Origin of the sequence: Brevibacillus sp. NL20B1, from assembly GCF_018195675.1 — a bacterium.
Taxonomy (GTDB): domain Bacteria; phylum Bacillota; class Bacilli; order Brevibacillales; family Brevibacillaceae; genus Brevibacillus; species Brevibacillus aydinogluensis.
Map to the genome: position 1 here is coordinate 86,356 of NZ_JAGTPT010000011.1, position 23,734 is coordinate 110,089.

The 23,734-nt window shown below is 56.7% G+C and carries 29 protein-coding genes, 1 tRNA gene and 1 other RNA gene; 8 read left to right on the forward strand and 23 right to left on the reverse strand.

Annotation, left to right across the window (positions count from 1 at the left end; genetic code table 11):
* Position 1: 1 nt before the first annotated feature.
* The 10 genes from yabA to KDN35_RS20230 form a co-directional block, all read right to left on the reverse strand.
* Positions 2–367 (reverse strand): DNA replication initiation control protein YabA, encoded by a 366-nt coding sequence (gene yabA, locus KDN35_RS09650; protein ID WP_171567365.1) that lies wholly within the window; start codon positions 365–367, stop codon positions 2–4.
* A 49-nt stretch (positions 368–416) separates the two neighbouring features.
* Positions 417–1,232: a PSP1 domain-containing protein gene (locus KDN35_RS09655; RefSeq protein WP_171567366.1), complete on the reverse strand. Its 816-nt coding sequence runs from the start codon at positions 1,230–1,232 to the stop codon at positions 417–419.
* A 3-nt stretch (positions 1,233–1,235) separates the two neighbouring features.
* Positions 1,236–2,216 carry a DNA polymerase III subunit delta' gene (gene holB, locus KDN35_RS09660; RefSeq protein WP_171567367.1) on the reverse strand — a complete coding sequence of 327 codons (981 nt, stop codon included), beginning with the start codon at positions 2,214–2,216 and terminating at the stop codon, positions 1,236–1,238.
* Between the two features lie 10 nt (positions 2,217–2,226).
* Positions 2,227–2,673, reverse strand: coding sequence for a YaaR family protein (locus tag KDN35_RS09665; protein WP_171567368.1), 447 nt, complete (start codon positions 2,671–2,673; stop codon positions 2,227–2,229).
* Between the two features lie 90 nt (positions 2,674–2,763).
* Positions 2,764–3,093, reverse strand: coding sequence for a cyclic-di-AMP receptor (locus tag KDN35_RS09670; RefSeq protein ID WP_029098050.1), 330 nt, complete (start codon positions 3,091–3,093; stop codon positions 2,764–2,766).
* Between the two features lie 139 nt (positions 3,094–3,232).
* Positions 3,233–3,874 (reverse strand): dTMP kinase, encoded by a 642-nt coding sequence (gene tmk / locus KDN35_RS09675; protein WP_171567369.1) that lies wholly within the window; start codon positions 3,872–3,874, stop codon positions 3,233–3,235.
* Between the two features lie 7 nt (positions 3,875–3,881).
* The gene (locus tag KDN35_RS09680) at positions 3,882–5,375 is read right to left on the reverse strand and encodes an aminotransferase class I/II-fold pyridoxal phosphate-dependent enzyme (protein ID WP_216369559.1); all 1,494 of its coding nucleotides are present in this window, start codon (positions 5,373–5,375) and stop codon (positions 3,882–3,884) included.
* Positions 5,376–5,474: 99 nt separating this feature from the next.
* Complete coding sequence (locus KDN35_RS09685; RefSeq protein WP_171567371.1) at positions 5,475–5,651, reverse strand: sigma factor G inhibitor Gin; 177 nt, start codon at positions 5,649–5,651, stop codon at positions 5,475–5,477.
* A gap of 48 nt (positions 5,652–5,699) precedes the next feature.
* Entirely contained in the window at positions 5,700–6,710 is a 1,011-nt protein-coding gene (locus KDN35_RS09690) for a Rossmann-fold NAD(P)-binding domain-containing protein (RefSeq protein WP_212132620.1), read from the reverse strand.
* 1 nt (position 6,711) lies between these two features.
* On the reverse strand, positions 6,712–6,954 hold the full coding sequence (locus KDN35_RS20230; protein WP_212132621.1) for a hypothetical protein: 243 nt from the start codon (positions 6,952–6,954) through the stop codon (positions 6,712–6,714).
* Positions 6,955–7,137: 183 nt separating this feature from the next.
* On the opposite strand from KDN35_RS20230, the gene KDN35_RS09700 reads away from it, so the two are divergent.
* Complete coding sequence (locus tag KDN35_RS09700) at positions 7,138–7,656, forward strand: hypothetical protein (RefSeq protein WP_171567374.1); 519 nt, start codon at positions 7,138–7,140, stop codon at positions 7,654–7,656.
* Between the two features lie 4 nt (positions 7,657–7,660).
* On the opposite strand, the gene KDN35_RS09705 is transcribed toward KDN35_RS09700, so the two are convergent.
* The 10 genes from KDN35_RS09705 to hmpA all read right to left on the reverse strand — a co-directional run bounded on the left by KDN35_RS09705 (position 7,661) and on the right by hmpA (position 17,228).
* A complete protein-coding gene (locus KDN35_RS09705; protein ID WP_171567375.1) occupies positions 7,661–7,927 on the reverse strand; it encodes a pro-sigmaK processing inhibitor BofA family protein in 267 nt (88 codons plus the stop codon).
* Between the two features lie 3 nt (positions 7,928–7,930).
* Positions 7,931–8,167 (reverse strand): DUF2508 family protein, encoded by a 237-nt coding sequence (locus KDN35_RS09710; protein ID WP_171567376.1) that lies wholly within the window; start codon positions 8,165–8,167, stop codon positions 7,931–7,933.
* Positions 8,168–8,182: 15 nt separating this feature from the next.
* Positions 8,183–9,157, reverse strand: coding sequence for a CPBP family intramembrane glutamic endopeptidase (locus KDN35_RS09715; protein ID WP_171567377.1), 975 nt, complete (start codon positions 9,155–9,157; stop codon positions 8,183–8,185).
* 108 nt (positions 9,158–9,265) lie between these two features.
* Positions 9,266–9,862: a recombination mediator RecR gene (recR, locus tag KDN35_RS09720; protein ID WP_171567378.1), complete on the reverse strand. Its 597-nt coding sequence runs from the start codon at positions 9,860–9,862 to the stop codon at positions 9,266–9,268.
* 13 nt (positions 9,863–9,875) lie between these two features.
* Positions 9,876–10,187: a YbaB/EbfC family nucleoid-associated protein gene (locus tag KDN35_RS09725; protein WP_212132622.1), complete on the reverse strand. Its 312-nt coding sequence runs from the start codon at positions 10,185–10,187 to the stop codon at positions 9,876–9,878.
* Between the two features lie 33 nt (positions 10,188–10,220).
* Positions 10,221–11,918: a DNA polymerase III subunit gamma/tau gene (gene dnaX / locus KDN35_RS09730; protein WP_171567380.1), complete on the reverse strand. Its 1,698-nt coding sequence runs from the start codon at positions 11,916–11,918 to the stop codon at positions 10,221–10,223.
* A gap of 125 nt (positions 11,919–12,043) precedes the next feature.
* Positions 12,044–13,477 (reverse strand): PAS domain-containing sensor histidine kinase, encoded by a 1,434-nt coding sequence (locus tag KDN35_RS09735; protein ID WP_171567381.1) that lies wholly within the window; start codon positions 13,475–13,477, stop codon positions 12,044–12,046.
* 199 nt (positions 13,478–13,676) lie between these two features.
* Positions 13,677–13,942, reverse strand: an RNA gene (ffs, locus tag KDN35_RS09740) — signal recognition particle sRNA large type.
* A gap of 70 nt (positions 13,943–14,012) precedes the next feature.
* On the reverse strand, positions 14,013–15,758 hold the full coding sequence (locus KDN35_RS20195) for an HD-GYP domain-containing protein (protein WP_212132623.1): 1,746 nt from the start codon (positions 15,756–15,758) through the stop codon (positions 14,013–14,015).
* 249 nt (positions 15,759–16,007) lie between these two features.
* Positions 16,008–17,228, reverse strand: a complete 1,221-nt coding sequence (gene hmpA, locus KDN35_RS09750; protein ID WP_171567383.1) for an NO-inducible flavohemoprotein — start codon at positions 17,226–17,228, stop codon at positions 16,008–16,010.
* A gap of 262 nt (positions 17,229–17,490) precedes the next feature.
* Here hmpA and KDN35_RS09755 point away from each other — a divergent pair, with 262 nt between their 5' ends.
* Together KDN35_RS09755 and KDN35_RS09760 are read left to right on the forward strand one after the other, a co-directional pair.
* Positions 17,491–17,799: a DUF4870 domain-containing protein gene (locus tag KDN35_RS09755; protein WP_212132624.1), complete on the forward strand. Its 309-nt coding sequence runs from the start codon at positions 17,491–17,493 to the stop codon at positions 17,797–17,799.
* Positions 17,800–17,936: 137 nt separating this feature from the next.
* Positions 17,937–18,500, forward strand: coding sequence for a hypothetical protein (locus tag KDN35_RS09760; protein ID WP_212132625.1), 564 nt, complete (start codon positions 17,937–17,939; stop codon positions 18,498–18,500).
* A gap of 50 nt (positions 18,501–18,550) precedes the next feature.
* On the opposite strand, the gene KDN35_RS09765 is transcribed toward KDN35_RS09760, so the two are convergent.
* A tRNA-Ser gene (locus tag KDN35_RS09765) sits at positions 18,551–18,642 on the reverse strand.
* A gap of 142 nt (positions 18,643–18,784) precedes the next feature.
* Here KDN35_RS09765 and KDN35_RS09770 point away from each other — a divergent pair.
* Positions 18,785–19,519, forward strand: a complete 735-nt coding sequence (locus KDN35_RS09770; RefSeq protein ID WP_212132626.1) for a pseudouridine synthase — start codon at positions 18,785–18,787, stop codon at positions 19,517–19,519.
* Here the strand turns inward: KDN35_RS09770 and tadA are convergent.
* Both tadA and KDN35_RS09780 read right to left on the reverse strand, forming a co-directional pair.
* The gene (gene tadA, locus KDN35_RS09775) at positions 19,516–19,995 is read right to left on the reverse strand and encodes a tRNA adenosine(34) deaminase TadA (RefSeq protein ID WP_212132637.1); all 480 of its coding nucleotides are present in this window, start codon (positions 19,993–19,995) and stop codon (positions 19,516–19,518) included. The two genes, KDN35_RS09770 and tadA, sit on opposite strands and share 4 nt — an antisense overlap.
* On the reverse strand, positions 19,995–20,591 hold the full coding sequence (locus KDN35_RS09780; RefSeq protein WP_212132638.1) for a nitroreductase family protein: 597 nt from the start codon (positions 20,589–20,591) through the stop codon (positions 19,995–19,997). The genes tadA and KDN35_RS09780 overlap by 1 nt, the downstream gene beginning before the upstream one ends.
* A 130-nt stretch (positions 20,592–20,721) precedes the next feature.
* On the opposite strand from KDN35_RS09780, the gene KDN35_RS09785 reads away from it, so the two are divergent.
* The 4 genes from KDN35_RS09785 (at position 20,722) to KDN35_RS09800 (ending at position 23,644) form a co-directional block, all read left to right on the forward strand.
* Entirely contained in the window at positions 20,722–21,225 is a 504-nt protein-coding gene (locus KDN35_RS09785) for a DinB family protein (RefSeq protein ID WP_212132627.1), read from the forward strand.
* Positions 21,226–21,391: 166 nt separating this feature from the next.
* Positions 21,392–21,892 (forward strand): ribonuclease H-like YkuK family protein, encoded by a 501-nt coding sequence (locus tag KDN35_RS09790; protein ID WP_171567388.1) that lies wholly within the window; start codon positions 21,392–21,394, stop codon positions 21,890–21,892.
* Between the two features lie 249 nt (positions 21,893–22,141).
* On the forward strand, positions 22,142–22,999 hold the full coding sequence (gene glcT, locus KDN35_RS09795) for a glucose PTS transporter transcription antiterminator GlcT (RefSeq protein ID WP_212132628.1): 858 nt from the start codon (positions 22,142–22,144) through the stop codon (positions 22,997–22,999).
* Between the two features lie 147 nt (positions 23,000–23,146).
* Complete coding sequence (locus KDN35_RS09800; RefSeq protein WP_171567390.1) at positions 23,147–23,644, forward strand: PTS sugar transporter subunit IIA; 498 nt, start codon at positions 23,147–23,149, stop codon at positions 23,642–23,644.
* The last annotated feature ends 90 nt before the right edge of the window (positions 23,645–23,734 follow it).

Consider the following 23,734-nt stretch of genomic DNA (forward strand, 5'->3'; position numbering starts at 1 on the left):
GTTATTTGTGAACACCACCGCTGAGGAAGGAGAGGCAGAACAAGCAATCTCCTTCTTTGCGCAAGCTGCCGAAATGAACGTTGCAAATGTGAAAACCTTCCGCATACAGCCGCGCCAGATTGTCATAGCCTTCTCCGACCACTTTCTTTTTGGCGGTTTCCTGCTTGTGTGTTTCTTTTTGTTTCGGCGGCGGACTGGCTGGCTTCTTGTCCAGCCGATTGCGAAGGTGTTGGTTCTCCACGAGTAATTGGGCGTTTTCCTCCATCAAGACAACAATGACGTCTTTCAGTTCGCCAATTTCCCGATACAGATCGCCAATTCGTTCCTCGATGCTGGCCATCTTGACGAAGATTTCCCGTTTGTCCACTTGCTCACCTCATCCCCGCTACCCAAATCTAACCTGCTCTGTCCTCTCGTCAGTCAAACGTCGGATGACCTACGACAATCTCATCGAGCGCAAATTCGATGGTGTGCTTGTTTTCCAAAAGCTCTACCTGAACGGACTGGTCGAGCACGTTGACGGAAACGACACGCCCCTCGCCCATCGGCGTGGTTACCATCGCGCCAATGTCCGGCATTTCATCCCGGGTGCTTTCGTAGTTGTCGTTTTCGTATTTCAAGCAGCACATCAACCGGCCGCAGAGACCGGAGATTTTGGCCGGATTCAGCGAAAGGTTTTGGTCTTTTGCCATCTTGATCGACACCGGCTCGAAGTCGCCCAAAAACGTAGAGCAGCAGAGCAGCCGTCCGCACGGGCCGATGCCGCCCAGCATTTTCGCTTCGTCGCGCACGCCGATCTGGCGCAGTTCGATACGAGTGCGGAAGACAGAGGCCAGGTCCTTGACCAGTTCGCGGAAATCCACCCGCCCATCCGCAGTAAAATAAAAGATGATTTTGTTGCGGTCAAACGTGTATTCCACGTCGACCAGCTTCATCTCCAGATTGTGTTCCTTGATTTTGGTCTGACAGATGGAAAACGCGTTCTTGGCAGCCTGTTTGTTCTCCTCCACCTGCTTGGCATCCCGCTCGTTCGCCATCCGGATTACCTTCTTCAGCGGCAGTACGACATCCTTATCGGCCACTTGCTTGCGGCCGATCACCACTTTGCCGTATTCGACCCCTCTCGCGGTTTCCACGATGACATGCGAATCCTTTTCGATCGGCAGTCGGTCGGGGTCGAAGTAATATATTTTGCCCGCTTTTTTAAAGCGGACGCCCACAACCTCGTACAAAGGTTATCCCTCCTGGATTTGAAGAACCAACCGCTCAAGGGCCAACTGTGCGTTGGCGTTTCGCTCTATCCGATTTTTCGTTTCCATGACCAGATCGATCCCATGCAAGAGCTCGGATTTCGTCCAGACCAGGGCTTGTCCTTGCAGCACATCCTGTTGGTCGCTGTTGATGAGATGGGCATGCCTGTCTACTTGCACGTACAGGATATCGCGCAGCCAAAGGATGAGCAAATCCAAAAAGAGGGGCAGTTCCTCCTTTATTTTGTCGCTTTTTTGCAACAAATCATGAATGGTATAGAGTGCAGCAGCATTGCGCTGTTTGCACTCCTGCACCAATTGTATCACTACATTTCTCAGCTGTGCAAACCAATCTGCCTGGCTGAGCGCACGAGCTTCTTCCAGATTTGTCGTGATATAGGAAGCTGCCCGAGCGATCCCGGCCGGCACGCCTTCTGTTTGCAGCTGCTCGGCGATGACGTCTGCGGACAGCGGCGTAAACGAGACAATCTGGCAGCGCGACAGAATGGTCGGCAGCATGGCGTGACTGTGTTCCGTCAAAAGCAGCGCGACCACTCCAGCCGGCGGTTCTTCCAAAAACTTGAGCAGACTGTTGGCAGCCTGGACGGTCATCCTGTCCACGTGCTCGACGATGTACACTTTGTGGGTCGATTCCACCGCCCTCATCGCCATTTCCTTTTGCAAGGCACGGATCTGGTCGATCTTGATCGAGGCCCCGTCCGGCTCGATCAACAGCACGTCGGGATGGTTGCCTGCCTCGATCCGCCTGCATGTGAGACAGGCCCCGCAGGCGTCCGCCTCCCTTTCTGGACAAAAAAGAGACTTCGCCACATGCAGGGCCATCCGTTTTTTTCCTGCACCTTTGGGGCCGGCGAACAGGTAAGCGTGCGCCAGCCGCCCGTTTTGCAGACTATGATGCAGCAGTTCCGCTGCACGCGGCTGCTGCGCAAACATCTCCCATGTCATCTTGTTCCACCTAAAAGTACAAGTTGATCAGCATGCCGCGAATTTCGCCGATGCGGGCCAACAGGTCGATCATTGGCGCCTGATCGCTCAACAGTTCGTCGGCAAGCTTGAGCAGTTCCGCGTCCACTTCCTTGACAATCTTGTACAGCCGGCTGCGACCCCGGCGGTTTACACCCCGTCTGTCGTCCAGCGCGATGCCGTGCTTGACGGCCTCTTCCATAAACTGCTTGACCAGATTTTTATAATGGTAAAAGTCGCGGATGGAGCGGGAACGGGCCAGAATCTGTCCCTGTTTGTCTATGTCCTGCAAAAGCCGGGTCAGCCGCTCCTGCGACATGCGTTGGTCTTCGCCTTTGATCAATTCCCCGAAATTCGCCTTTTCCACCTGCGGCCCTTTGCGCATGTCGGCCGCTTTGAGCAGATCTACCTTTGGCCTAAGCCCTTCTCCGATTTTCATGCCGCTCCCTCCGTCCCTGTCCGATCGTGTTTCTTCCTTACAGTATAAACGAAAGCAGGCTGAAAAAGGAGGGGGCTCTCCATCTGACGCCTAGAACGAATGGAATTGCTCGACGTCCAGCACAAACACGGCGGCACCGCCCACCTGCACCTCGAGCGGATACGGCATAAACGAATCGACGGCATTGCTCAACGGCGAGACAGGTGTGACCATCTGTTTGCGGGACTTGCAGTGCTGCTGAATGATCTCGATCACTTCCGGCACGTTTTCGTCGCTCGTTCCGATCAAAAACGTCGTGTTGCCGGCACGTAGAAAGCTTCCCGTACTGGCCAGCTTTGTAGCGCGAAATCCTTTTTTCACCAACTGCTGCGACAGACGACCACTGTCTTTGTCCTGAACAACAGCAACCACCATCTTCATCGGCTCTCACCCTTTCCGCACGCATATGGTATCTGGGTTACCTGTCTTTCTTCATTGTATGAAGGAAGGCTGGACGGTGTAACGATATTCTTCTTAATCATAGTATACAGCATGTACGTACCTGGACGGTACCTAAACCTTACAGACGCGCCTCCAGCGCAGCCAGCGCCTCTTCAAAGACGCGCTCCATCGGCTGTTCCGCGTCAATGACGACAAACCGCTCGGGAAAACGTTCCATCACCAGCCGGTAGCCTTCCCGCACTTTTTCGTGGAACCGCAGGTCTTCCATGTCGAGCCGGTTTACCTCCCGCCCCTTGGTCGCGTTAATGCGGGCCAGGCCTACTTCCGGCCGCACGTCGAAAAACAGCGTCAGGTCCGGCATGCAGTCCTCCACGGCAAAGCGGTTGATGGCAAACACTTCGTCGATTCCCAGGCCGCGTGCATACCCCTGGTACGCCAGGCTGCTGTCGATGAAGCGGTCGCACAAGACGAGCTTCCCCGCTGCCAGTGCCGGCAGCACCTTTTCCACCAAATGCTGCCGCCGTGCCGCCGCGTACAGCAGTGCCTCCGTCCGCTTGTCCATGGTGACGTGCTCCGGATCGAGGATGATCGACCGGATTTTCTCCGCGATCTCGATGCCGCCCGGTTCGCGGGTAAGGATCACGTCCCGTCCCCGTGCCCGCAGTTCGTCGCAGAGGCGGGCGATGACGGTAGACTTGCCCGCTCCGTCGCCTCCCTCGACGGTAATAAACCGGCCTGTTCCCTTCGTAGCCACACACATGCTCCTTTCACTCTTGTTGTCTTTCATCAATTACCCGTATCGTTTGCAGCCGGGCATCCTGCACCCCGTGGAAGCGGGTCTGTCCCTTGCGAAGCTCCAGCAAAAGCTCCAGCAAATCGGCATCAATGCGCTCACCTGGCACCAGCAGCGGGATTCCCGGCGGATAGGGGATCACCATTTCTGCGGCAATCCGGCCAAGCGCCTGTTCCAGTGCCACCGTCTCGCGGGGAGCGTCTATCGCTGCGTGCATCGGCATCGCCTGTTCGCGCAAAAAGCTGGAAGCCACCACACCCGGCTCCACCATACGCACTTTTCCCGATCGTCTCTCGGGGGAGACGGATTCCAGCAGCCTGGCCAGTGCGTCGAGATCGTCCGCTGAGGTCCCGGCAGAAGCCGCCAACAGCACGAGTCCGTTCTCGGCCAGTTCGGGATAGATGCCTTGTTCTTCCATCAGCCGCATCAGTTCAAAGCCGTCCGCGTCGGCGGTGCGCAGCACCAGCAGCAGTTTGAGCGGGTCCCATGTCGCACAGACGCTGTTTGGCACTGGTCGCGCCAGCTCCACCCACGAGACGCGATCCAGCCGTTCGCGAAGCTTGTCCAACTGCAGCAGCAGCCGTTCCCACTCCCGGGATGCTTCCATCACCAGGTGACGGCGCGCCAGGTCGAGCGAAGCCATCAGCAAATAGGACGGGCTGGACGACTGGATCATCGCCAGATTGCGCGCCAGACGTTCCCGGTCGATCCGCTCGCCCTGGATATGCAGCATGGACGACATGGTGAGCGCTCCGGTCATTTTGTGGGTGGATTGCACGGCGGCATCTGCTCCGCTCTGCATGGCCGAACGGGGAAACGCAGGATGAAAGCCGAAGTGGGCCCCGTGTGCTTCATCGACGAGAAGCGGCACACCAAACCGGTGGACGGTCGCCGCCATCTTGGCCAGATCAATCCCCATGCCGTAGTAGGTGGGGTTGGTCAAAAAAACCGCTTTGGCATCGGGATGGGCCTGCAGGGCGCGTTCCACGTCCTCCCGCCGCAGTCCGACGGCAGTGCCGGTCGCCGGGTCCACCGCCGGCACGATGTACACCGGCGTTGCCCGGGCCAGGATGATGCCGTGAAATACGGACTTGTGGCAGTTGCGCTGGACGAGAATCTTGTCTCCCGGACGGCAGACGGTCATGATCAGCGCGATGTTGCCCGCCGTGCTTCCGCCGACGAGAAAACGCGTCTCCTCCGCGCCAAACGCTTCCGCTGCCAACGCCTGCGCCTCGGCAATCACACCATCCGGCTGATGCAGGTCGTCCATGCCGGTAATCTCCGTCATGTCCAGTTCGAGCACAGGCCCAAACCGCTCCCTGCCGTGATGGTCAAAACTTCGACCCATCTTGTGACCGGGCACGTGAAACGGGTGGGGACGGCGCATGGCGTGCCGTACCAACTGTTCGTACAAGGGTGCCTGCCGCTGCCTCTCCCAAAAGTCGGCGCTTCTTTCCCGCACGGTCATTCACGTCCTTTTTTCAGAGTACCTCTTATTGTAACACGATTTGCACCCGCAAAACGGAAAAAGGCATCGGGGGTGCCGATGCCTTTTGGCCGAACGTGTCTAATCCGTGAGCCAGATGCGCCGCATCTGATGAATAAAGAACGTGTATTTTTTATCCTGTACATCCGTGTTGACCATTTCCTGTTCGCATTGCTGGCAGATAAACTGCTCACAGATGGCGATTCCGTCCGTCCGTTCTTCTTCACAGACGATACATCGCTGAGCAACTCTTTCCATTGTACAAACGCCTACCCTTTTCCTCAATCTACCAACCATTATACCCCATTATAATCCACTCCATTCCCAAACGTTCGTCTTTTCCCCGATGGTTCGGTAGATCATTTGCAGCGCCTCCGCTTCCGGCAGCGGAAAGCAGCCGCAGGCATCGACGACAATGGGTTGGCGCATGTGCCTGATCAACTCGGACAGGGGGAGTTCCATGAGTTCGGGGTCAGGCGAAGCGACAACCAGCAGATCGGCTTCGGCAAGCGCTGTTTGCCAGGTGGTGCACCGCTCCCCCAGGGTACCTTTACCGTTCGGAATTTGCTCGTCCCGAGGAACGTACAGCCGCACCTCTTTGTCCGCCATCCAGCCTGGCGGCATCTGCTTCCACAGGCTCGGCGGCCCCCACAAGGCGACGCGGCGCACGTTCGTCTTTCGCATGACAAAGCGACACTGGCGGACCAGCCATCTTCGCAGCGCTGCCCGCTCCATTCGCTGCGGGTCCAACCAACCCTGTCCGATGCGGCTGTCCATGCCCAACGCACGCGCGACCGTTTGCAGACGGACGCCGCGCCGGTCACAGCTCTCTCCCAGACGGAGGTAAAACCGCTCCTTCCAGGCCAGATACCGCGGCAGCTGGCGGATGACCTCCTCCGCTTCGCGCATCCCGCACACCATCGCGACCACGTCATGCTTCGCCAGTTGGCGGCTGATGATGCGGGTCCAGGGGCTGCGGAGATTACCGCCGACCAGCGCCCGCTCGCCGCCGGCAAAGCGATACAGACGGACAACTTCCCAGCCGGGATGCCGGGCAGCCAGTGCTTCTGCCGCTGTGCCCGCAACCCGGTCGCCGTATACGAGCAACAGTCCGGGACGGTCCCACTCGGCCAGGCTCGTCGACAGCCGTCCTGTATCCGACTCTCTTGCGATCAAAAAACCGCACGCCCCGGCCGCTTGTTTACGGTCTTTGGCCGGCACGACGGATATGCCGATTTCCTCCAATTCGCCCGCCAGTGTGTCAGGGAACGGTGCCTCTGACACCTGTACGATCACTTTCACATCTGTGCTGGACACCTCAAGCACTGCCTCCTCTTTTCGCCGCCTGCTCCTGTTCGACCGCGCCTGTAAGCCCCGGCCATGCCTTTTGATTACGCGTCAGTCTGGCGGGGAGAGACGGCCGGCGCGTCAGCATCTGCAGCGCAGTAAACAGGTAATTGCCAAGACGGCGGTGCCAGTTCCTCCCTTTTATCGTGCCCATAAATAAGGGGCCCATGACGTAACGGGCTCTCCGCACCGGCAGCGTCGCGAATCGCCGCACACGGGCAAACGCGCGTCCGGTTGACAGCTTTTCCGGCGCCAGCAGATTGTGCGATAATCATCTCAGCGGGAAAAACATAGGGAGAACCCTGCCCCTGTCCATTGGACAAAGCCAGGTTCTCCCCAGACACGGATCGGGTCTAGCCCGCTTGTACACCTGTAATCGCAAGAGGTCATAGACAAGATGAAAGAGCAAACCATTTACAGCTACAAACTGCTTCGCCGATTTCGCTGGCGATTGGCGGGCTGGCTGTTCCAGCTCCTGCTGATCTGCCTGTTTCCGCTCGCCGCCTCTGTCTGGCTGAAGATTCCGGCTGATCGCCTGGTGGTGACGCTGGCCGTGCTCCCGGCCATCGCCGCAGGTCATCTCTGCCTGTTCCGGCTTTACGCCGGCCTGCGCTCACACCACCCGCATACCACGCCGGACCTGCTCGTCTCTCCCTGGTGGGGCGCCGGTTCCCGCCATCCTGTTTCGCTCCGGGCATACCGCGGAGCGGAGGCGACCGTCCTCGCCGGCAGTCTGTTTTTGGCCGCCGCTGTCTTCGTCTGGGTGCCGCTGCCGTACGGAATGGCGCTGCTCTGGGGGACAGCCGTGCTGGGCTTGCCCCGGCTGCTGGCGCTTATCGCTTCACTGCGCCAGCCTCCGCACTGCCGGGTCAAGTACGAAAGCGGCAGTGTCGCCTTTTTGCTGACTGACGGCTAACCGCCTACATCACCCACAGCTTGATGATGATCAGCGCGGCCAGACCCGGCAGCCGCAGCAGCCCGGTCAATAACGCCGTTACCGGATTAATCGGGATGTGGAAGTCGGCCAGTTCTCCGACCAGATTGGCGAAAAACAGCAGCACCGCGCCAATGACCAACTGCATGGCGACAAACCCCGCCCAGCGAATCGGCCCCATGACCGACCTGCTGGCGGCAATCACCAACAACAGACCTGTGACAATCAAGGCGATGACCCATCCCGTATTCATGACTCATCCTCCCTGCGCGTGCCGACGTTCCCGCTCCCGTTTTGCTTGCGCGAGCAGGAACATGTAACGTTTTTCCGTCAATTGCAGATAGTAAATGGCATCCTCCAACCCGTCGTCCGGTTCGCTGATATCCATGAGATGACGGGCGTGCTGCCAATCCAACCGCGCGCGGTCGACAGCTTTATCCAGCGCCTCCGGCCCCCAATGCACGGCCGCTCGCGGTTTTCCCCACAATCTCACTTCTCCCACGCCCCTTCAGTGAAAGTAGTGCAGCACACCGGTCAGATTGTTGATCACATGCAGCACGACAGCCCCCCAGATGGACTGAAACCGATGCCGCAGGTAGCCCAGACACAGGCCGATGACAAACAGCGGAGCCAGCAGGGCGACATCCACATGCATCAACGCAAACCAGAGGCTGCTCAGTACAATGCCGACAAACGCTCCCAAACGCTGAACCAGAATCGTCTGAAACACACCGCGGAACAGCAATTCCTCGGCAATCGGCACCAGGATGCCGATGACCAGCACGGATGCAGCGACGGCCCAGATATCGCGGTCTTTGGCCTGAATGATTCCCTGTTCGATTTGCCGCTCCCGCTCCGAGTCCAGCGACAGGTGGAACCAGTCAGCCAGCGGGGTGGTGACGACCGCATCCAGCACCCACATGATCAGCAGAAACATCACCGCCAGCACGGCAATCATGCGCCCGATGCGGCGGGGACGGCACACGCCGATCTCGTCCATCCGGCCATGAAACCAAAGCGGCACCGCGATCAGGATAAACAGTTGAAGCGACGCCGACTCAAAAAAGCTGCCGACCGAGCCCTCGACAAACAGAGGGTACGGCAGTATCAGGCCGTACAGCAGCAGCGTGCAGGCGTGAAACACCTGCAGCCAGGCGACGACATGCAGCAGATCCGACCACGTCGGTGCGTCGTCATTGAGCAGCCAGGCCGTCCGCTGCCTGTCCCGCCAGACGTTGACAGCAAAGCCGATAGCCGCGACAAAGCTGATGACCACCACAGCCAGCACCGTCAGCGACAGCCACAGTTCAGGAACCTCCGCAGTCGACACGATCCACCGGCCATCCGGTCCGCGATCAAAGCGGAGCATCATCAATTCGGCGGCAAACACGATCCAGTATCCGACAAACAGCGGGATCGCCCAAGGCGCAGACCTGCGCTTCTCCGTCCCGCCCCGCAGCGACATCCCCGGTCCTGTCAGCATCTCCTCACACTCCTATTTCAATCTATGTCTTGTCCGGACAAAAAAGTCCTCCTGCTCCCATCTCCTGCAAACACAAAAAAGACAGGGAGTCCCCGTCTTTTTCTTGTCCTACAATTCCCGGCGACCTTCCAGGGCTTTTGTCAGCGTCACCTCGTCGGCGTACTCCAGATCGCCGCCCACCGGCAGTCCGTGCGCAATCCGCGTCACGCGAATGCCGAACGGCTTGATCAGCCGGGAGATGTACATGGCGGTGGCCTCGCCCTCGATGTTCGGGTTGGTCGCCAATATCACTTCTTTTACTTGATCGTCGCTCAACCGCTTCAAGAGGTCAGGGATGCGGATGTCCTCCGGCCCGATGCCGTCCATGGGAGAAATCGCTCCGTGCAGAACGTGGTAGTACCCGTCGTACTCCCGCGTCTTTTCCATCGCCACCACGTCCTTGGGCTCCTGCACGACGCAGATGACGGAAGCGTCACGCCGCTTGTCCCGGCAGATGTGGCAGGGGTCGATATCCGTGATGTTGTTGCAGACGGAGCAGTAGTGGAGCTGCCGTTTGGCGTTGACCAGCGCTTTGGCCAGATCCAAAACGTCGTCCTCTTTCATGTTGAGCACGTAAAACGCCAGACGGCTGGCCGTTTTCGGCCCGATGCCCGGCAGTTTCATAAAGCCTTCGATCAGTTTTGATACCGGTTCGGGATAAAACATCGGCTCGTACTCCTTAGAACAGACCCGGGATGTTCAATCCTCCGGTGAATCGGCCCATTTCCTTGGCGATCATCTCATCGGCCTGGCGCAACGCATCGTTGACGGCGGTCAGCACGAGGTCCTGCAGCATTTCCACGTCATCCGGGTCGACCACTTCCGGCTTGATCGTGATGTCGACAATCTGCTTGTGGCCGTTTGCCTTAACGGTAATCGCACCGCCCCCTGCAGAACTTTCCACCACTTTTTCCTTCAGGGCCTCTTGCGTCTTTTGCATTTCTTCCTGCATCTTTTTCACTTGTCGCATCATTTGTTGCATGTTTTTCATCGGGGTGTCCTCCTTCTTTTTTGCCGGTTCAGCTTATTCTTTCACTTCAATCAGTCCCTCACCGACCAGCCGAATCGCCTCGGCGACAAACGGGTCCTGCTCTTCCTGGGCGGGCTGTTCTTCCTGCCCGGCCTGCTGGCTCACGCTCTGCCACTCCTCCTCCATCACGGAGAGCAGCTGCAGCGGCCGCCCCAGAACACCCAGCATCACCCGTTCCACGACGCCCTTCAATTCCGGCTCCATGGTCTTCTCACAGTGAATGGGACTGGTAAAGGTGACGACGACAGCGTCGCGGCCGGCAGCAGCGGGCTGGCCGTTCACCAACCAGGCTTGGTATTGAATCTTGATTTTTTTGACATCGGCCAAAATCTGGCTCCACTGCCCGCGCACCTGCCGCGTCAGCGCTTCGTCCACCGCCTTGGCCACCTCCCGCACCTTGTTCATCGGCGTGCGGGAACTTCTCGCGGCCGCAGCCGGACGGCGCGTTTCCGCCCTGCGCGGCTCTTCCGTTCGCGGCTGGGCGCTCACGTGCGCCTGTCCCTGCATCAGTTGGGCCAGCCGCTCTTCCAGTGTGCGGACCCGGTTGGCCAGTGCGGCCAGCTCTGCTCCTCCGGCTGCGGCTGCCTCCGGCGCAGCGGCAGCCTCTTTGACCGGCTGGCACAGTTTGACCAGCGTCAGCTCCACCAGTACGCGGGCGTACGTGGACCACTTCAACTGGGCCAACGCCTGATTGCAGATTTCGATCGCGGCGTACACGTCGGGCAGGGCGTACATCCCGGCCACCTGGGCAAACTGGTCGTCCAGCATCGTCCGCTCGACGATCTCTTCCAACTGCGGCGCGGTCTTGAACAGCAACATGTCGCGGTAGTAGTAGAGCAGATCCTGCAAAAACTGTTCGGGATCTTTTCCCTGCACCATCACCCGGTCAAAATGCTCCATCACCCGGGACACGTCACGTTCAGCGACGTATTTGGCCAGAACGGAAAAGTGCCCCTGTGAGACGGTGCCGGTAATCTGCATGATGTCAGCAGCCCGAACCTCGTCTTTGCTGTAGCTGATCGCCTGGTCCAGCAGGCTGAGAGCGTCCCGCATCCCCCCTTCGGCCATTTTGGCGACCAGGTGGAGGGCCTGCGGTTCGACCCGCACTCCCTGTGCCTCGCAGATGTATGTGAGCCGCTTTACCATTTCCTTTAGGGGAATCCGGTGAAAATCAAACCGCTGACAGCGCGAGATAATCGTCGCCGGCAACTTGTGGGGCTCGGTGGTAGCCAGAATAAAGATGACGTGGGAAGGCGGTTCCTCCAGCGTCTTCAACAGCGCGTTGAACGCCTCCGTCGTCAGCATATGCACTTCGTCGATAATATACACCTTGTACCGGACGTCACTGGGGGCGAACCTGACCTTGTCGCGGATGTCGCGAATTTCCTCGACACCGCGGTTGGAAGCGGCGTCAATCTCCAGCACGTCGGTAACGGAACCGTCGGTAATGGCCCGGCAGGTGGGGCACTGGTTGCACGGCTCTCCGTCCTGCGGCTGTTCGCAGTTCACCGCTTTGGCCATGATTTTGGCTGCACTTGTCTTGCCCGTACCACGGGGACCGTTGAACAAATAAGCGTGGGACAACCTGCCTTCACGCAACGCGTTGCGCAAAGTGGTCGTCACATGCTCTTGTCCCACCACGTCTTGAAAGGTTTGCGGTCGGTATACGCGATACAGCGCGGTATAAGCCATGATGGTGTGACACTCCAATCTGCACAGTCCTCTTCCGAATCCTAACTATTATACACCATCCGCCCTTGCTCTTACAAAGAAAACGCCCCGTACGGATGACGGGACGCCGGGCCGGATAACCGTTGTCAGAGATACGGGAGCAAGATGTGAAAAGTGGTGCCATATCCTTTGGACGAAACGCGGATTTGGCCGCCAATGTCGTGAATGATTTTCTGACATACGGAAAGACCCAGCCCCGTTCCCTCCTCCTTGGTCGTAAAAAATGGATCAAAAATTTTGTCGATGATGTACAGCGGAATGCCCGGCCCCGTATCGTGGATGTCGATGCTGACCTTGTCCCCTTCCGGATCGATGTGATGGGAAATGTGCAGCGTCCCCTTCTCCCCCATGGCCTCGATGCCGTTTTTGCAGATGTTGATGAAGACCTGTTTGAGCAGTTCCGTGTCCCCCACCACCAGCGGAAGCTGTCCCCGCGAGGAGAACTTTACGTCGATGCCGAACAGAAGTGCCTGCGACTCCACGATCGGGAGAATCTCCTCAAACACCGTGTTTAAATCGACCAGGGAATACTGGACGTCGCGCTGCTTGCTCAGCAGCAAAAATTCGCTGACCAGCGAATTGATCCGATTGATCTCCGTCAGCATGATTTCCGTGTAGGTACGCTCCCGCTCCATGCCGTTGTCGCTGAAGGATTGCAGGAACATCTGCAAAAAGCCCTTGATCGACGTGAGCGGGTTGCGGATCTCGTGAGCCGTGCCGGCGGCAATCTGTCCGATCATCGCCAGTCGCTCGTTACGCTCGATTTTTTGTTCAAACGAGCGCAGGTTGGTAATATCCTTGAACAAGACGAACGCGCCGACGGTATTGCCGGCCTCGTCCTGAAGCGTGTGGGCGTCCACGATTAATTCGTAGCGCTGGTTGTCGTTTGTCCAGGACGTGGCGATATTGTGAAGCTTCACCCCGTCGAGCAGTTCCCGCTTAATCAGGCGATGCTCTTCAGGTATGCCGGCAAACACATCGTCCACGTGCCGGTTGAGCACATGCAGCCGCTCCATTCCGAGGAGCTTACAGGCCGCGTGGCTGGCTTCGACGATCTGTCCCTGCTTGTTGAGCACGAACAATCCCAGGCTGGTATCGGTAGTCAGTTTTTCCACAAGCCGCTGTGACAGCCCGTAATCCGTCTCTTTGGTCAACTGATACAGGTGAACCAGATACAGCAGCTCCTCCTCTGTCTGCTGCCCCAAAATCATCGCCGGTGTTTTACCGCTTCTGCCCTGCCTGTCACGCCATTCCACTTCTGCGGGCATATCTGTCTCCGCTTCCCGGCGCAGCAGATCCTGATACAGTTGTTCGATCGTGCCCCGGTACGGCAGCAGGACGTGAAACGGCTGGTTCACGAGTTCTCCGCGTTGGTATCCGGTAACGCGAAGAAGCTGTTCATTCACTTCCACGATACATCCCGTTTGCGTCACCAGAAATACGGCCGTCGGGAAGTATTGCAAAAATTTCGTCAATCGTTTGGACGAACCGGCGAGATGTAACGAGAATGATGCACTCACAGCTTGTCCCCCCCTGACCCTTGACGTTTTTACAGGCAATCATCGCATTCTGCACATTCCTACACATTCGTCACCCTATCAGGAATGCCCTGCCTGTACAGAATGATTCTGGAAGGAAATGTTTCGCTAGAGATCGTCAGAAATCAACAAAAAATGGCCTGTTCCTCATGAACAGGCCACTTGATGTTCTTCGAGAAGACCGTGCACCTATCTTCGATACTCCCCATCCAAGCGTTACATATGGGGGCAGCTCAGACCAGGCTCCCCTGCGGCACACGCGATGATCCACTTATGGCTGCTTCCTTCCGGACCTGACCAGGTTCATGGGTTCGCGTTGCACAGGACCCGATCCTCAACACCGCCGCCCATATGGCAGCCTTACATGAGAAGACCTCTGATAGGAATTCGACCCTGCTATTGCGGATTGCAGGTTACAGGGCACCGCAACCTCCCCGTCTAGCACGGCACATTTAGCATACCAAAGAACCGGAATGATCGCAAGGCAAAAAGCCATCCATAACAGGAAAGCGTCCCCTCACGTGACGTGGGCTGCCGCTTTCTGCACTTCATGCCCGGCGTCGGATGAAATCATGCTGGCGGCAATCGCCTGATACGCCCGGCAAAACGCCCGGACAATCTCCGGATCGAATTGAGTGCCAGAGCAGCGGACAATTTCCGCATACGCTTCTTCTGCTGTCATCGCCTTGCGGTAGGAACGCGTTGAAGTCATGGCGTCAAAGGTGTCGGCGACGGCCAAAATACGCCCCAGCAGGGGGATATCCTCCCCTTTCAGTCCGTCCGGATACCCGTATCCGTCCCAGCGCTCGTGATGATGACGGACACCGGGACTGACGTGGGACAGGCTCTCGATCCTCTCCACGATGTCGGCTCCAATGGTGGTGTGCAGCTTGATCAGTTCGTACTCCTCGTCATTCAGCTTGCCTTCCTTCAACAGCACCCGGTCGGGAATGGCCACCTTGCCGATATCGTGCATCAGCCCGGCATAACGCAGATCGTTCCGGGATATGGTTTGCTTTTTCGCATCATCCAAATAATCGTAGATAAGCAGCGCGTACCGGGTAACCCGCTCGCTGTGGCCGGCCGTGTACGGATCTTTCATCTCCACAGCCAGGTAAAAGCTGCGGACAATCTGGTCCATCCCCTTCTGCATGTACTCCCGTTCCCTTCGGATCAGAGTGTCCAACTGCTCGGCCATCTGATTAAATTTGTTTCCCAAGCGCGCCATCTCTTCCATCCCGTCCACCGGCACGCGAATGGAAAAATCCCCTTTCTGCAAAGCCTCCGTCGCTTCGACAAGGGTGGAAATCGGCCGGTCCATCCACCGGGCGACCAGCCGGGTCTCCATAGCGGCAAACAGCACCACCAATAACGTGACGATCAGCAAAATCAGCTCCAGACGGCCGAGATGACGGTCAATCACTTCGGCCGGCAGCAGTTCCACGTAGGTGTTTCCCGTATGCGGGGAGACGTATCGAAAGAGATGCACCATCCCGTTCAGCCGGCTGTCATACCGCACTTCCTCCGTTAGGCCCGCATTGTGCACCTCTCTTACATCTGCATAAGACTCCACCAGCAGCCGCGCACCCGAGGACTCCGGTTCAACCTGAATCAGCGGGTGCCCGTCGGAGGTAAACACCAAAAGCGTACAGTCGTGCCGCTCGGTGTCTGTTTTCAGCCACCTTTCCAATAAATCGGGCTTCCATTCTGCCACAAGCACGGCGAACGGCCGCCCCTGCTCGTTCGTTACCGCCTGCACCGCGTACAGCCACGACGGATCGGCCCCCGCTTCCGCTCCAAGCAGCAGCCGGGGAGCGATGTGCCACGCCTCCAGTGTGTCGCGGTACCATGACAGACTGCGGACATTTCCGTCCATCCATTGCTCGTCGGTAAACAGGGAGAGACGTCCACCATCGACGGCGAGCAGATGAACATTGCGGACAGAGGGATTTCTGCGTTGAAAGTCCCGGAACAGCTTCTCCGCCGCAGCCGTTTGTGCGCTGCGCGGCAAAAGCGCCAACTGTCCCTCCGTGCTGCGCACGGCTGGTTCGTTGGCCAGCCGTTGGACGCTGTCCAGCAAGAGCTGGGCATACAGCGAAAACTGCTCGTCCGTGTGGCGCAAACGCTCGCGAATGCTGGTGGCGTACTGTTCGTACACCACCGTTCTTGCCGCGTCGTAATTGACAAAGCTGACGACGAGTATCGGGATCAGGCACAAGCACAGCAGTGCTGCAAATAAGCGGTCTCTTACCTTGGTAAACACGGGCCTCCCCCTTGCTTCTTTCCCGAGGTGGACGGGCACAAGCTCCCTCCTGCTTCGTGCACGCTGTGAATCTCCAACCGACTGGGAACAACGCCCATATCTATGACATTCTTTACCTACCACGGGGAAGCAGCGCCTAAACCTCTTTCAGGGGTTTTTGCAGAAAAGTTTCCTCCCTATGCTTTCATGCCGCCACACACAGCAAAAAATCCTCCGTAAAGTACGGAGGATTTTGGCGATCATATTCGATTACTCGCTCAGACTGCCCTTTGGCCCGAAGAATTCAAAATGGATGCGTTCTTCCGGCACGCCCCAGTCTTTCAGCGCCTGGTAAACGTTTTTCATGAACGGCACCGGTCCACAGAAGTAGAAATCGGCATTGTTGTCGGGCAGAATCGACTGCAACCACGGCAGGTCGATGAATCCTTCCTTGTCAAAACGGCGCTCAGCCCGGTCTTCTTCGGTCGGTTCCGAATATGCTGCATGGAAAGTCAGCGCTTCGTGCTTATCGGCCAGCGCGGCCACGTGCTCCTTCATCGCGTGCACCCGGCTGTTGCGTGCAGCGTGGATAAAGTGAACCCGTCGCTGCGGCTGCCGCTCTACCAGCGTATTCAGCATGCTGATCATCGGCGTGAGACCAACGCCTCCGCTCAACAGGACGACCGGCGTCTCTTTTGACGTATCCAGGACGAAGTCGCCTGCGGGCGCGCTGATCGGCAGCACGTCTCCCTCCTTAATGTGGTCGTGCAGGTAGGTGGAGACGATCCCCGCCGGTTTGCCATCTACGGCATCTTCCCGTTTGACGCTGATCCGGTAGTAATCCTTGCCCGGGCTGTCCGACAGGCTGTACTGACGGATGTGCGTGTAGGTTTCACCCGGGATATCCAACTTCACACTGATGTACTGCCCTGGCTGGAATGGCGGAATAAGGCCGCCGTCCTGCGGTTTCAGGTAGAAGGAGGTAATCACGTCGCTCTCTTTTACTTTTCGGTCCACGACAAAGTTGCGGAAATCCCGCCAGCCGCCGGGCAACTGTTCCGCTTCCCGGTACAATTCCTCCTCCAAATTGATGAACACGTCGGCAATAACGCCGTACGCTTCCGCCCATGCGTTGATGATCTCGTCAGTCGCTGCGTCGCCGAGCACGTCCTTGATCGCCGCGAGCAGGTTTTTCCCGACGATCGGGTAGTGTTCCGGCTTGATGCCCAAACTGCGGTGTTTGTGCGCAATTTGCTTGACGACCGGCAGGATGGCTTCCAAATTCTCAATGTTGGCCGCCGCCGCATAGACGGAGTTGGCCAGCGCGGTCTGCTGCCGCCCCTGTTTTTGGTTGGCGTGGTTGAAAATGTTCAGCAGTTCCGGATGGTTGGTAAACATCAACTGGTAAAAACGTGTCGTAATCGTCCGGCCATGCTCCTTCAGGACGGGAACGGTCGACTTGATGATGTCTATCGTATGTTGACTCAGCATGTTCGCTCCTCCTTGATGATACCGTGATGGTTCGTGTCGCCTTTAGTATAAGGCGCTGTGATTTTGTTCACTGTGATTGCAATCACATCGCCGGTGGAGGTTTTGTGAACACCTGTACCGAGCATGTGTAGCCGTCCTGCGCTGTCCTCCGTCTGCGGTCGGACGTGCCGATCGCGCTTGCGTCGGTTGGAGGGTTTGGTAATATGAGGTACAATAATTATGGGGGCAGTCATAACGCTTCTCAATACAGGGAGGTAGCAGAATGGATCAAAAGGGAGTCAAGGCGATCACCCATGCCAGTTTGTTCTTCGCGCCAATCCTGGTGCCGCTGGTTGTCTGGCTGCTGATTCAAGACCGGCATGTAAAAAACATCGCCTTGCAGGCATTGCTGTTTCATGTCATCATGAGCATTCTTTTCTCCATTTCCCTCTTTCTGTCGTTTTTCGTGATCGGCATTCCGTTCGTGCTGGTATTCGGCTTTATGATCCTCTACTATCCGATCAAGGGGATCGTTTACGCGCTGCAGGACAGACCGTTTCGCTATCCGGTCATCGGATCGCTGATCGGGTAGACGAATACCATAACACAAGGCGGGAGTGAGCAATTCACTCCCGCCGCTTCGTTCTCGGCAACGAACAAATGACCTGTTGTATAATTATTACATATTTGGTGATGTAATCATGTTGGAAAAGAGGTGGAAGAATCAACATGAAAAAAGCTCATTGGTTTACACTGATGGCGTTCATCTTGGTTTGTTCCCTGCTTGTCATCATGATGAACAGCAAGCAATCACATGTTGTTCCAGAGATCACATTGAAAGTCGGAAACGATGATATCAGCTCGACATTAAAGTCAAGAACATTGGAAGATCCAGCAGATTTTGAAGATGCGTCACTGTTCCGAGCGATCATGAATGATCCCGCGATAACGATTCCATACGTCAAGCTTGGTGAGACCGTACATATTTCGCTTCATCCAAAACCAAAATCATTTGAAGTAAGGGAGGGCATTCTTCTTACAGATGGCAATTTTAAATATAATCGTCAACCAGCGCAGCAACAGCCAGTAACGCTTAATTTTAATGATAATGAAAATGAAGCAACATTTACTCTGAATGAAAACGTCTTTGCCCTCTTAAGTTCTAACAGTCAAGATTATCAACCGGGCGGGACCATCCGAGGTTATCGCCTGGTATGCAAATGGGAAGACCGCACACAGGAATATGCATTTGTCATCAAAACGGATGCCCACAAACCTTCCACTGCCAAGTAAATCAAAAAGCACAGGCTGGCTGCCAACCTGTGCTTTGCGTACGATTTGTATGGCGGAGAGAGTGGGATTCGAACCCACGCACGCCTCACGACGCCTAACGCATTTCGAGTGCGTCCCCTTATGACCACTTGGGTATCTCTCCACTGTATGCTAGAAGCAAAATTAACTATAGCAAAAGATTGCCCAATGCGCAAGAGTAAATCTCTACCACCCCTTGATTTGCCGTCAGCGTTGGGCCAATATAGTAACAGCACAGCGAAAACGAGCAGAAACGGGGAATTCAATTGAAGCGAGAGCGTTTGGACAAGGTCCTCGCCAACATGGGCTTGGGGACGCGCAAGGAAGTGAAACAACTGGTAAAGCAAGGGCTGGTGGAAGTAGACGGCTCCGTCGCCACTGACCCCGGCATGCACGTGATACCGGAAACGCAGGAGATCACGGTCGAGGGGGAACCGCTCAACTACAAACGCTGGCTGTACATCATGTTGAACAAGCCGCCCGGCGTCGTCTCTGCCACGGAAGACAACCTGCACATGACGGTGGTGGATCTCCTGCCGTACGAATGGGCCCACAAGGTACACCCGGTCGGCCGGCTGGACATCGACACGGAAGGACTGCTGCTCCTGACCAACGACGGACAGCTCTCCCACAATCTCCTGTCGCCAAAGAAAAAGGTGGAAAAGGAGTACTTCGCCCGCATCCAGGGCCGCGTCACCGACCAGCACGTGGAGGCGTTCGCCCGGGGCGTCGAGCTGGAAGATTTTACGACCCTGCCGGCCAAGCTGGAGATACTCTCTTCCGGCGACGTCTCGGAAGTCCGGGTCACGATCATGGAAGGAAAATTTCATCAGGTGAAGCGCATGTTTGCCGCATTTGGCCTGCAGGTGGTCTACCTGCAGCGCGTCCGCATGGGGCCGCTCCATCTCGACACGACGCTTTCCCCCGGGGAATACCGGGAATTGAGCGAGGAAGAATTGGAACAGCTTCGCAGCCATATCCAGAAGAACAGCCCGGTTTAATCCTGACCGGGCTGTTTTTTCATCCGCAGACCGCGAAAAAAGTCTTTCAGCATCTGGCCGCATTCCTCCGCCAGCACCCCTTCCACGACCGGCACCTGGTGGTTGAATCGCGACTCATCCAGCAAGTTCATCAAGGTGCCCGCGCATCCTGCCTTCGGATCACGGGCCCCGTACACCACCTGCTCGATGCGGCTCTGCACAATCGCTCCTGCACACATCGGACACGGCTCCAGCGTCACGTACAGCGTGCAGCCGATCAGCCGCCAACCGCCGAGCCGGGCGCTTGCCTCCCGAATGGCAATCATTTCCGCGTGCAGGGTGGGATCTTTTTTCGTTTCCCGCAGATTGTAGCCGCGGCCGACGATTTCCCCGTCGCGAACGATGACCGCCCCGATCGGCACCTCGCCGATGGCCGCTGCCTTTTTCGCTTCTTCCATCGCGGCTCGCATGTATGTCTCGTGTTCCTGCATCTCCATCACGTGCGTCCAAATACTCCTTTAAACACAGTCTCAGACAGTTCCCGACGCCCCGACGGTTTTTCCCGCTCCTGCAATTGCTCGGGCAGCGCGTCCTTTTCCCCTTGGTAGCCAATCGCGATGACCGCGTGCAGCTCGTATTCGTCCGGCACTTTCAGCACCTCGCGTGCCTTGTCCGGATCAAAACCGCCCATTGCGTGGGCAATCAGGCCGCGCCGTGCTGCTTCCAGAGCCAGGTATCCCCATGCCGCACCGGCATCAAACGCATGCGCCCGGTTGTTCACTCCTTTGGCATTGACCGTTTTGGACAAAATCAGCGCCAGCACCGGCGCTTTTTCGCACCAGACGCGGTTGCCGTCGGCGATGAACGGGTAAAAGCGCTCCCTCTCCTCTTTGCTGCGGGCCAGGATAAACCGCCAGGGCTGTTCGTTGTTGGCCGACGGTGCCCAGCGCGCCGCTTCGAACAGGCTGAACAAAACCTCGTCGGGAATCGGGTCTGACTTGAACGAACGGGGCGACCAGCGATTGAGAAATACCGGGTCCACCTCGTAGGATGCTTTCCGGTATTCTGCCACCTGGGGCAGGTACTGATTCATCATGGTTCGCAAACCTCCTTCATAGTTTTTCATTTTTATAGAATAGGGCTGGATAAAATCAGCCAACCTGGCGTATAATGGGAACTGAAGGGAACACATGTTCCTAGTACTATTGGAGGGAGGGTTTTTCATGTTTTCAAGCATTTCCACTTTTCTAAAGGTATGGGAAGACGAGGCACAGATGACCCAGCGCATTCTCGACGCCTGTACCGACGATTCACTGCAGCAGCGCGTCTCCGCCGATGATCGTACGCTGGGCAGGATTGCTTGGCACATCGTGTGCACCGTGCACGAAATGATGTCCCGCACCGGCCTGCAGTTTGAAGCGGTCGGTGAGCACCAACCCGTGCCGTCCTCCGCGCGCGACATTGCCGAAGCGTGGCGCAACACCAGCGCTTCCTTTGTCGAAGCCATCCGATCCCAATGGAGTGACGCCACCCTGCAGGAAGTGCGCGAGATGTACGGCGAGCAATGGTCCAACGGCTATACGCTGCAAATGCTGATCCTGCACATGGTCCATCACCGCGGGCAAATGACCGTCCTCATGCGCCAAGCTGGTCTGCGTGTGCCGGGCACATACGGACCCGCTCGCGAAGAGTGGAGCAATATGAGCATGGAGCCGCCTGCCCTGTAATCGCCCATTCAGTCCGCCGCCTCGACCGTCTCACTCGGCAGTTTCGGTAAGCACGCAGCATTCCGCGCGAGGATTTGTCTCTTCCATTCACATACTCTCTTCGTGTTTACATACATTAACAGTGTAAGCGCACGTATGTATACAACCTCTGTGAGGGGGGATGTGAGTGGGAGTAACCCCTGTTAGCCCCGTCCTGTTCGACCGATTTTACAGTCCAACAATCGGCCTACTGGACAAGGCAGCCGTTTTTTCCAACATCGAGCAAACCGTATCCTCGACAGCCGGGACGTGCGAAATCATTGTCGGCGCCGACTCGAAACTGCGGAACCGCAGCACGTCCTTTGCCATCGTCATCACGCTGATCCGTCACGGTCGCGGCGGCAATTTTTTTTACCACACGTTTCAGGAACGACATTATGCTTCGCTGCAGCAGCGCATTTTCCAGGAGGCGATTTACGCTGTGGGGTTGGCTTCCGAACTGCGCCACTATCTGCGTGAACGCAATATCGACATCCCCATCAGCCTGCATTTCGACATCGGCAAGAACGGTCCCACCCGCAAGTTTATCCAGTCTTTGCTAAGCCTGGCAAAATCAAACCACTTCCGGGCGGAAATCAAACCATACGCGTACTGCGCTTCCTCCATTGCAGACAAGTTTACCAGATAAGAAACATCTGTTGCAGAACGCTGCCCCAACCTTGCCGTTTTTTTGGACGGCAGGAACGATTTCGCTTCGCCCGCGTCTTTTCCCTGCATGATTGACAACGGAAAGCCAGTGCGTTATCATGAAATTGACAATGAAGCGTTTTCACATAAGCGTGTTACTGGTAATGCAGGCATGAGCTGAGAAGATCTTTTTTTCACCCAAAAAAGGTTTTTTCAGCTCTTTTTTGTTGGTAAAGGTGGGTGGTAACGGGTGTCTCGTGAAAAACCGTATACGATCACACGCGTCCTCAACCACAACGTGGTCCTCGTCGAAGAACCCGACTCCGGCCAGGAGATTGTGCTGTTCGGAAAAGGCATCGGCTTCGGCACCAAACCTGGGAACACCATCCTTCCCCACGATGCACGTGTCGAAAAACGCTTCCGCTTGGAAAATGAGAGCCACCAGCAGCAGTATCAAACCCTGCTCAGCCAGATCGACCCGGCCGTAGTGGGGATCGCCGAAGAAATCATCGCCCTGATTGCCAAGGAAATCACGCCGCACGTAAACGAACACGTCCATGTCGCCCTGCCGGACCACATCCAGTTTGCCATCTACCGCCTGCGCAACGGCATGGATATCGTCAACCCGTTCCTGTTTGAGATCCAGACCTTGTACAGCAAGGAATACGCGTTGGCCAAACGAGCGGCCGAGATGATCAAAACGGCGTTTTCCCAAGAGATACCGGAGAGCGAGATCGGCTTTCTGGCCCTGCACATCCATTCGGCCGTCAGCTCCATGCCGGTGAGCAAAACCGTTCAATTTACCAACATCATCGCCGAGCTGGTCGGCATCATCGAGGAGCAGACGGGCAGATCCATCGATCGCAACTCGATTGATTACGTCCGCCTCATCACACATCTGCGGTTTGCCTGCGAGCGCATCCGGCAGCAGAAATCGATTTACAATCCGCTGTTGGACCGGTTGAAAGAGACCGCTCCAGAGGCCTACGCCGTGGCCGAAAAATTGGCCCGGCACATCTCGAAGCGGCTGGACATGAACGTGCCCGACGATGAGATCGGTTACATGGCGATGCATGTATTTCGGCTGACCCAGCAACCATACGAATGAACAGAATACCTTACCTGCGTGTTACTAGTTCGACTAGGCATGAGCGGTGAGAGCATGCGGACATGGCAAACGATGCCGCATTGTTTCCCCGTTCATGCCTTTTTTCATACACCTTATTTCATACAGCAGACGCAAAAGGAGGAGCTTATGTTACGCAGTTTGTTTTCCCGCAAAAAAAAGCAGCAAGAAGTGACGATCCTGGCCCCCTTGACGGGCGTGATGGTGCCGTTGAGCGAAGTGCCTGACCCGGTCTTCGCACAGCAGGTTGTCGGTGACGGCGTAGCAATCGACCCGACTGAAGGGGTGCTCGTCTCCCCCGTAGACGGGAAAGTGACCCATTTGTTCCCCACCCATCATGCGATTGCCCTGACCAGCGACAACGGTCTGGAAATTCTCCTCCACATTGGCATTGATACAGTGAAGTTGAACGGAGAAGGATTTACGCCGTTCGTGTCTGTCGGCGATCAGGTAAAAGCCGGCGACAAGCTGATCGAGTTTCAACTGGATACAATCCGGCAGGCAGGATGCGCAACAGTGACGCCTGTTGTCATCACCAACGGCGATGTGGTCGCCGAGAAACAGGTGATTGCTCCGCCCAACGTGCATGCCGGTCAGGAACCGGTGATGAACGTTGTAGTAAAGTGAGGCACCGCATAATGTAGTTTCAGGTAAGCATCACGGGGAATGGCGGGCTGCACGCCCGCCCCCTGTTGGTAAATTGTTCCGCCCAGTCCC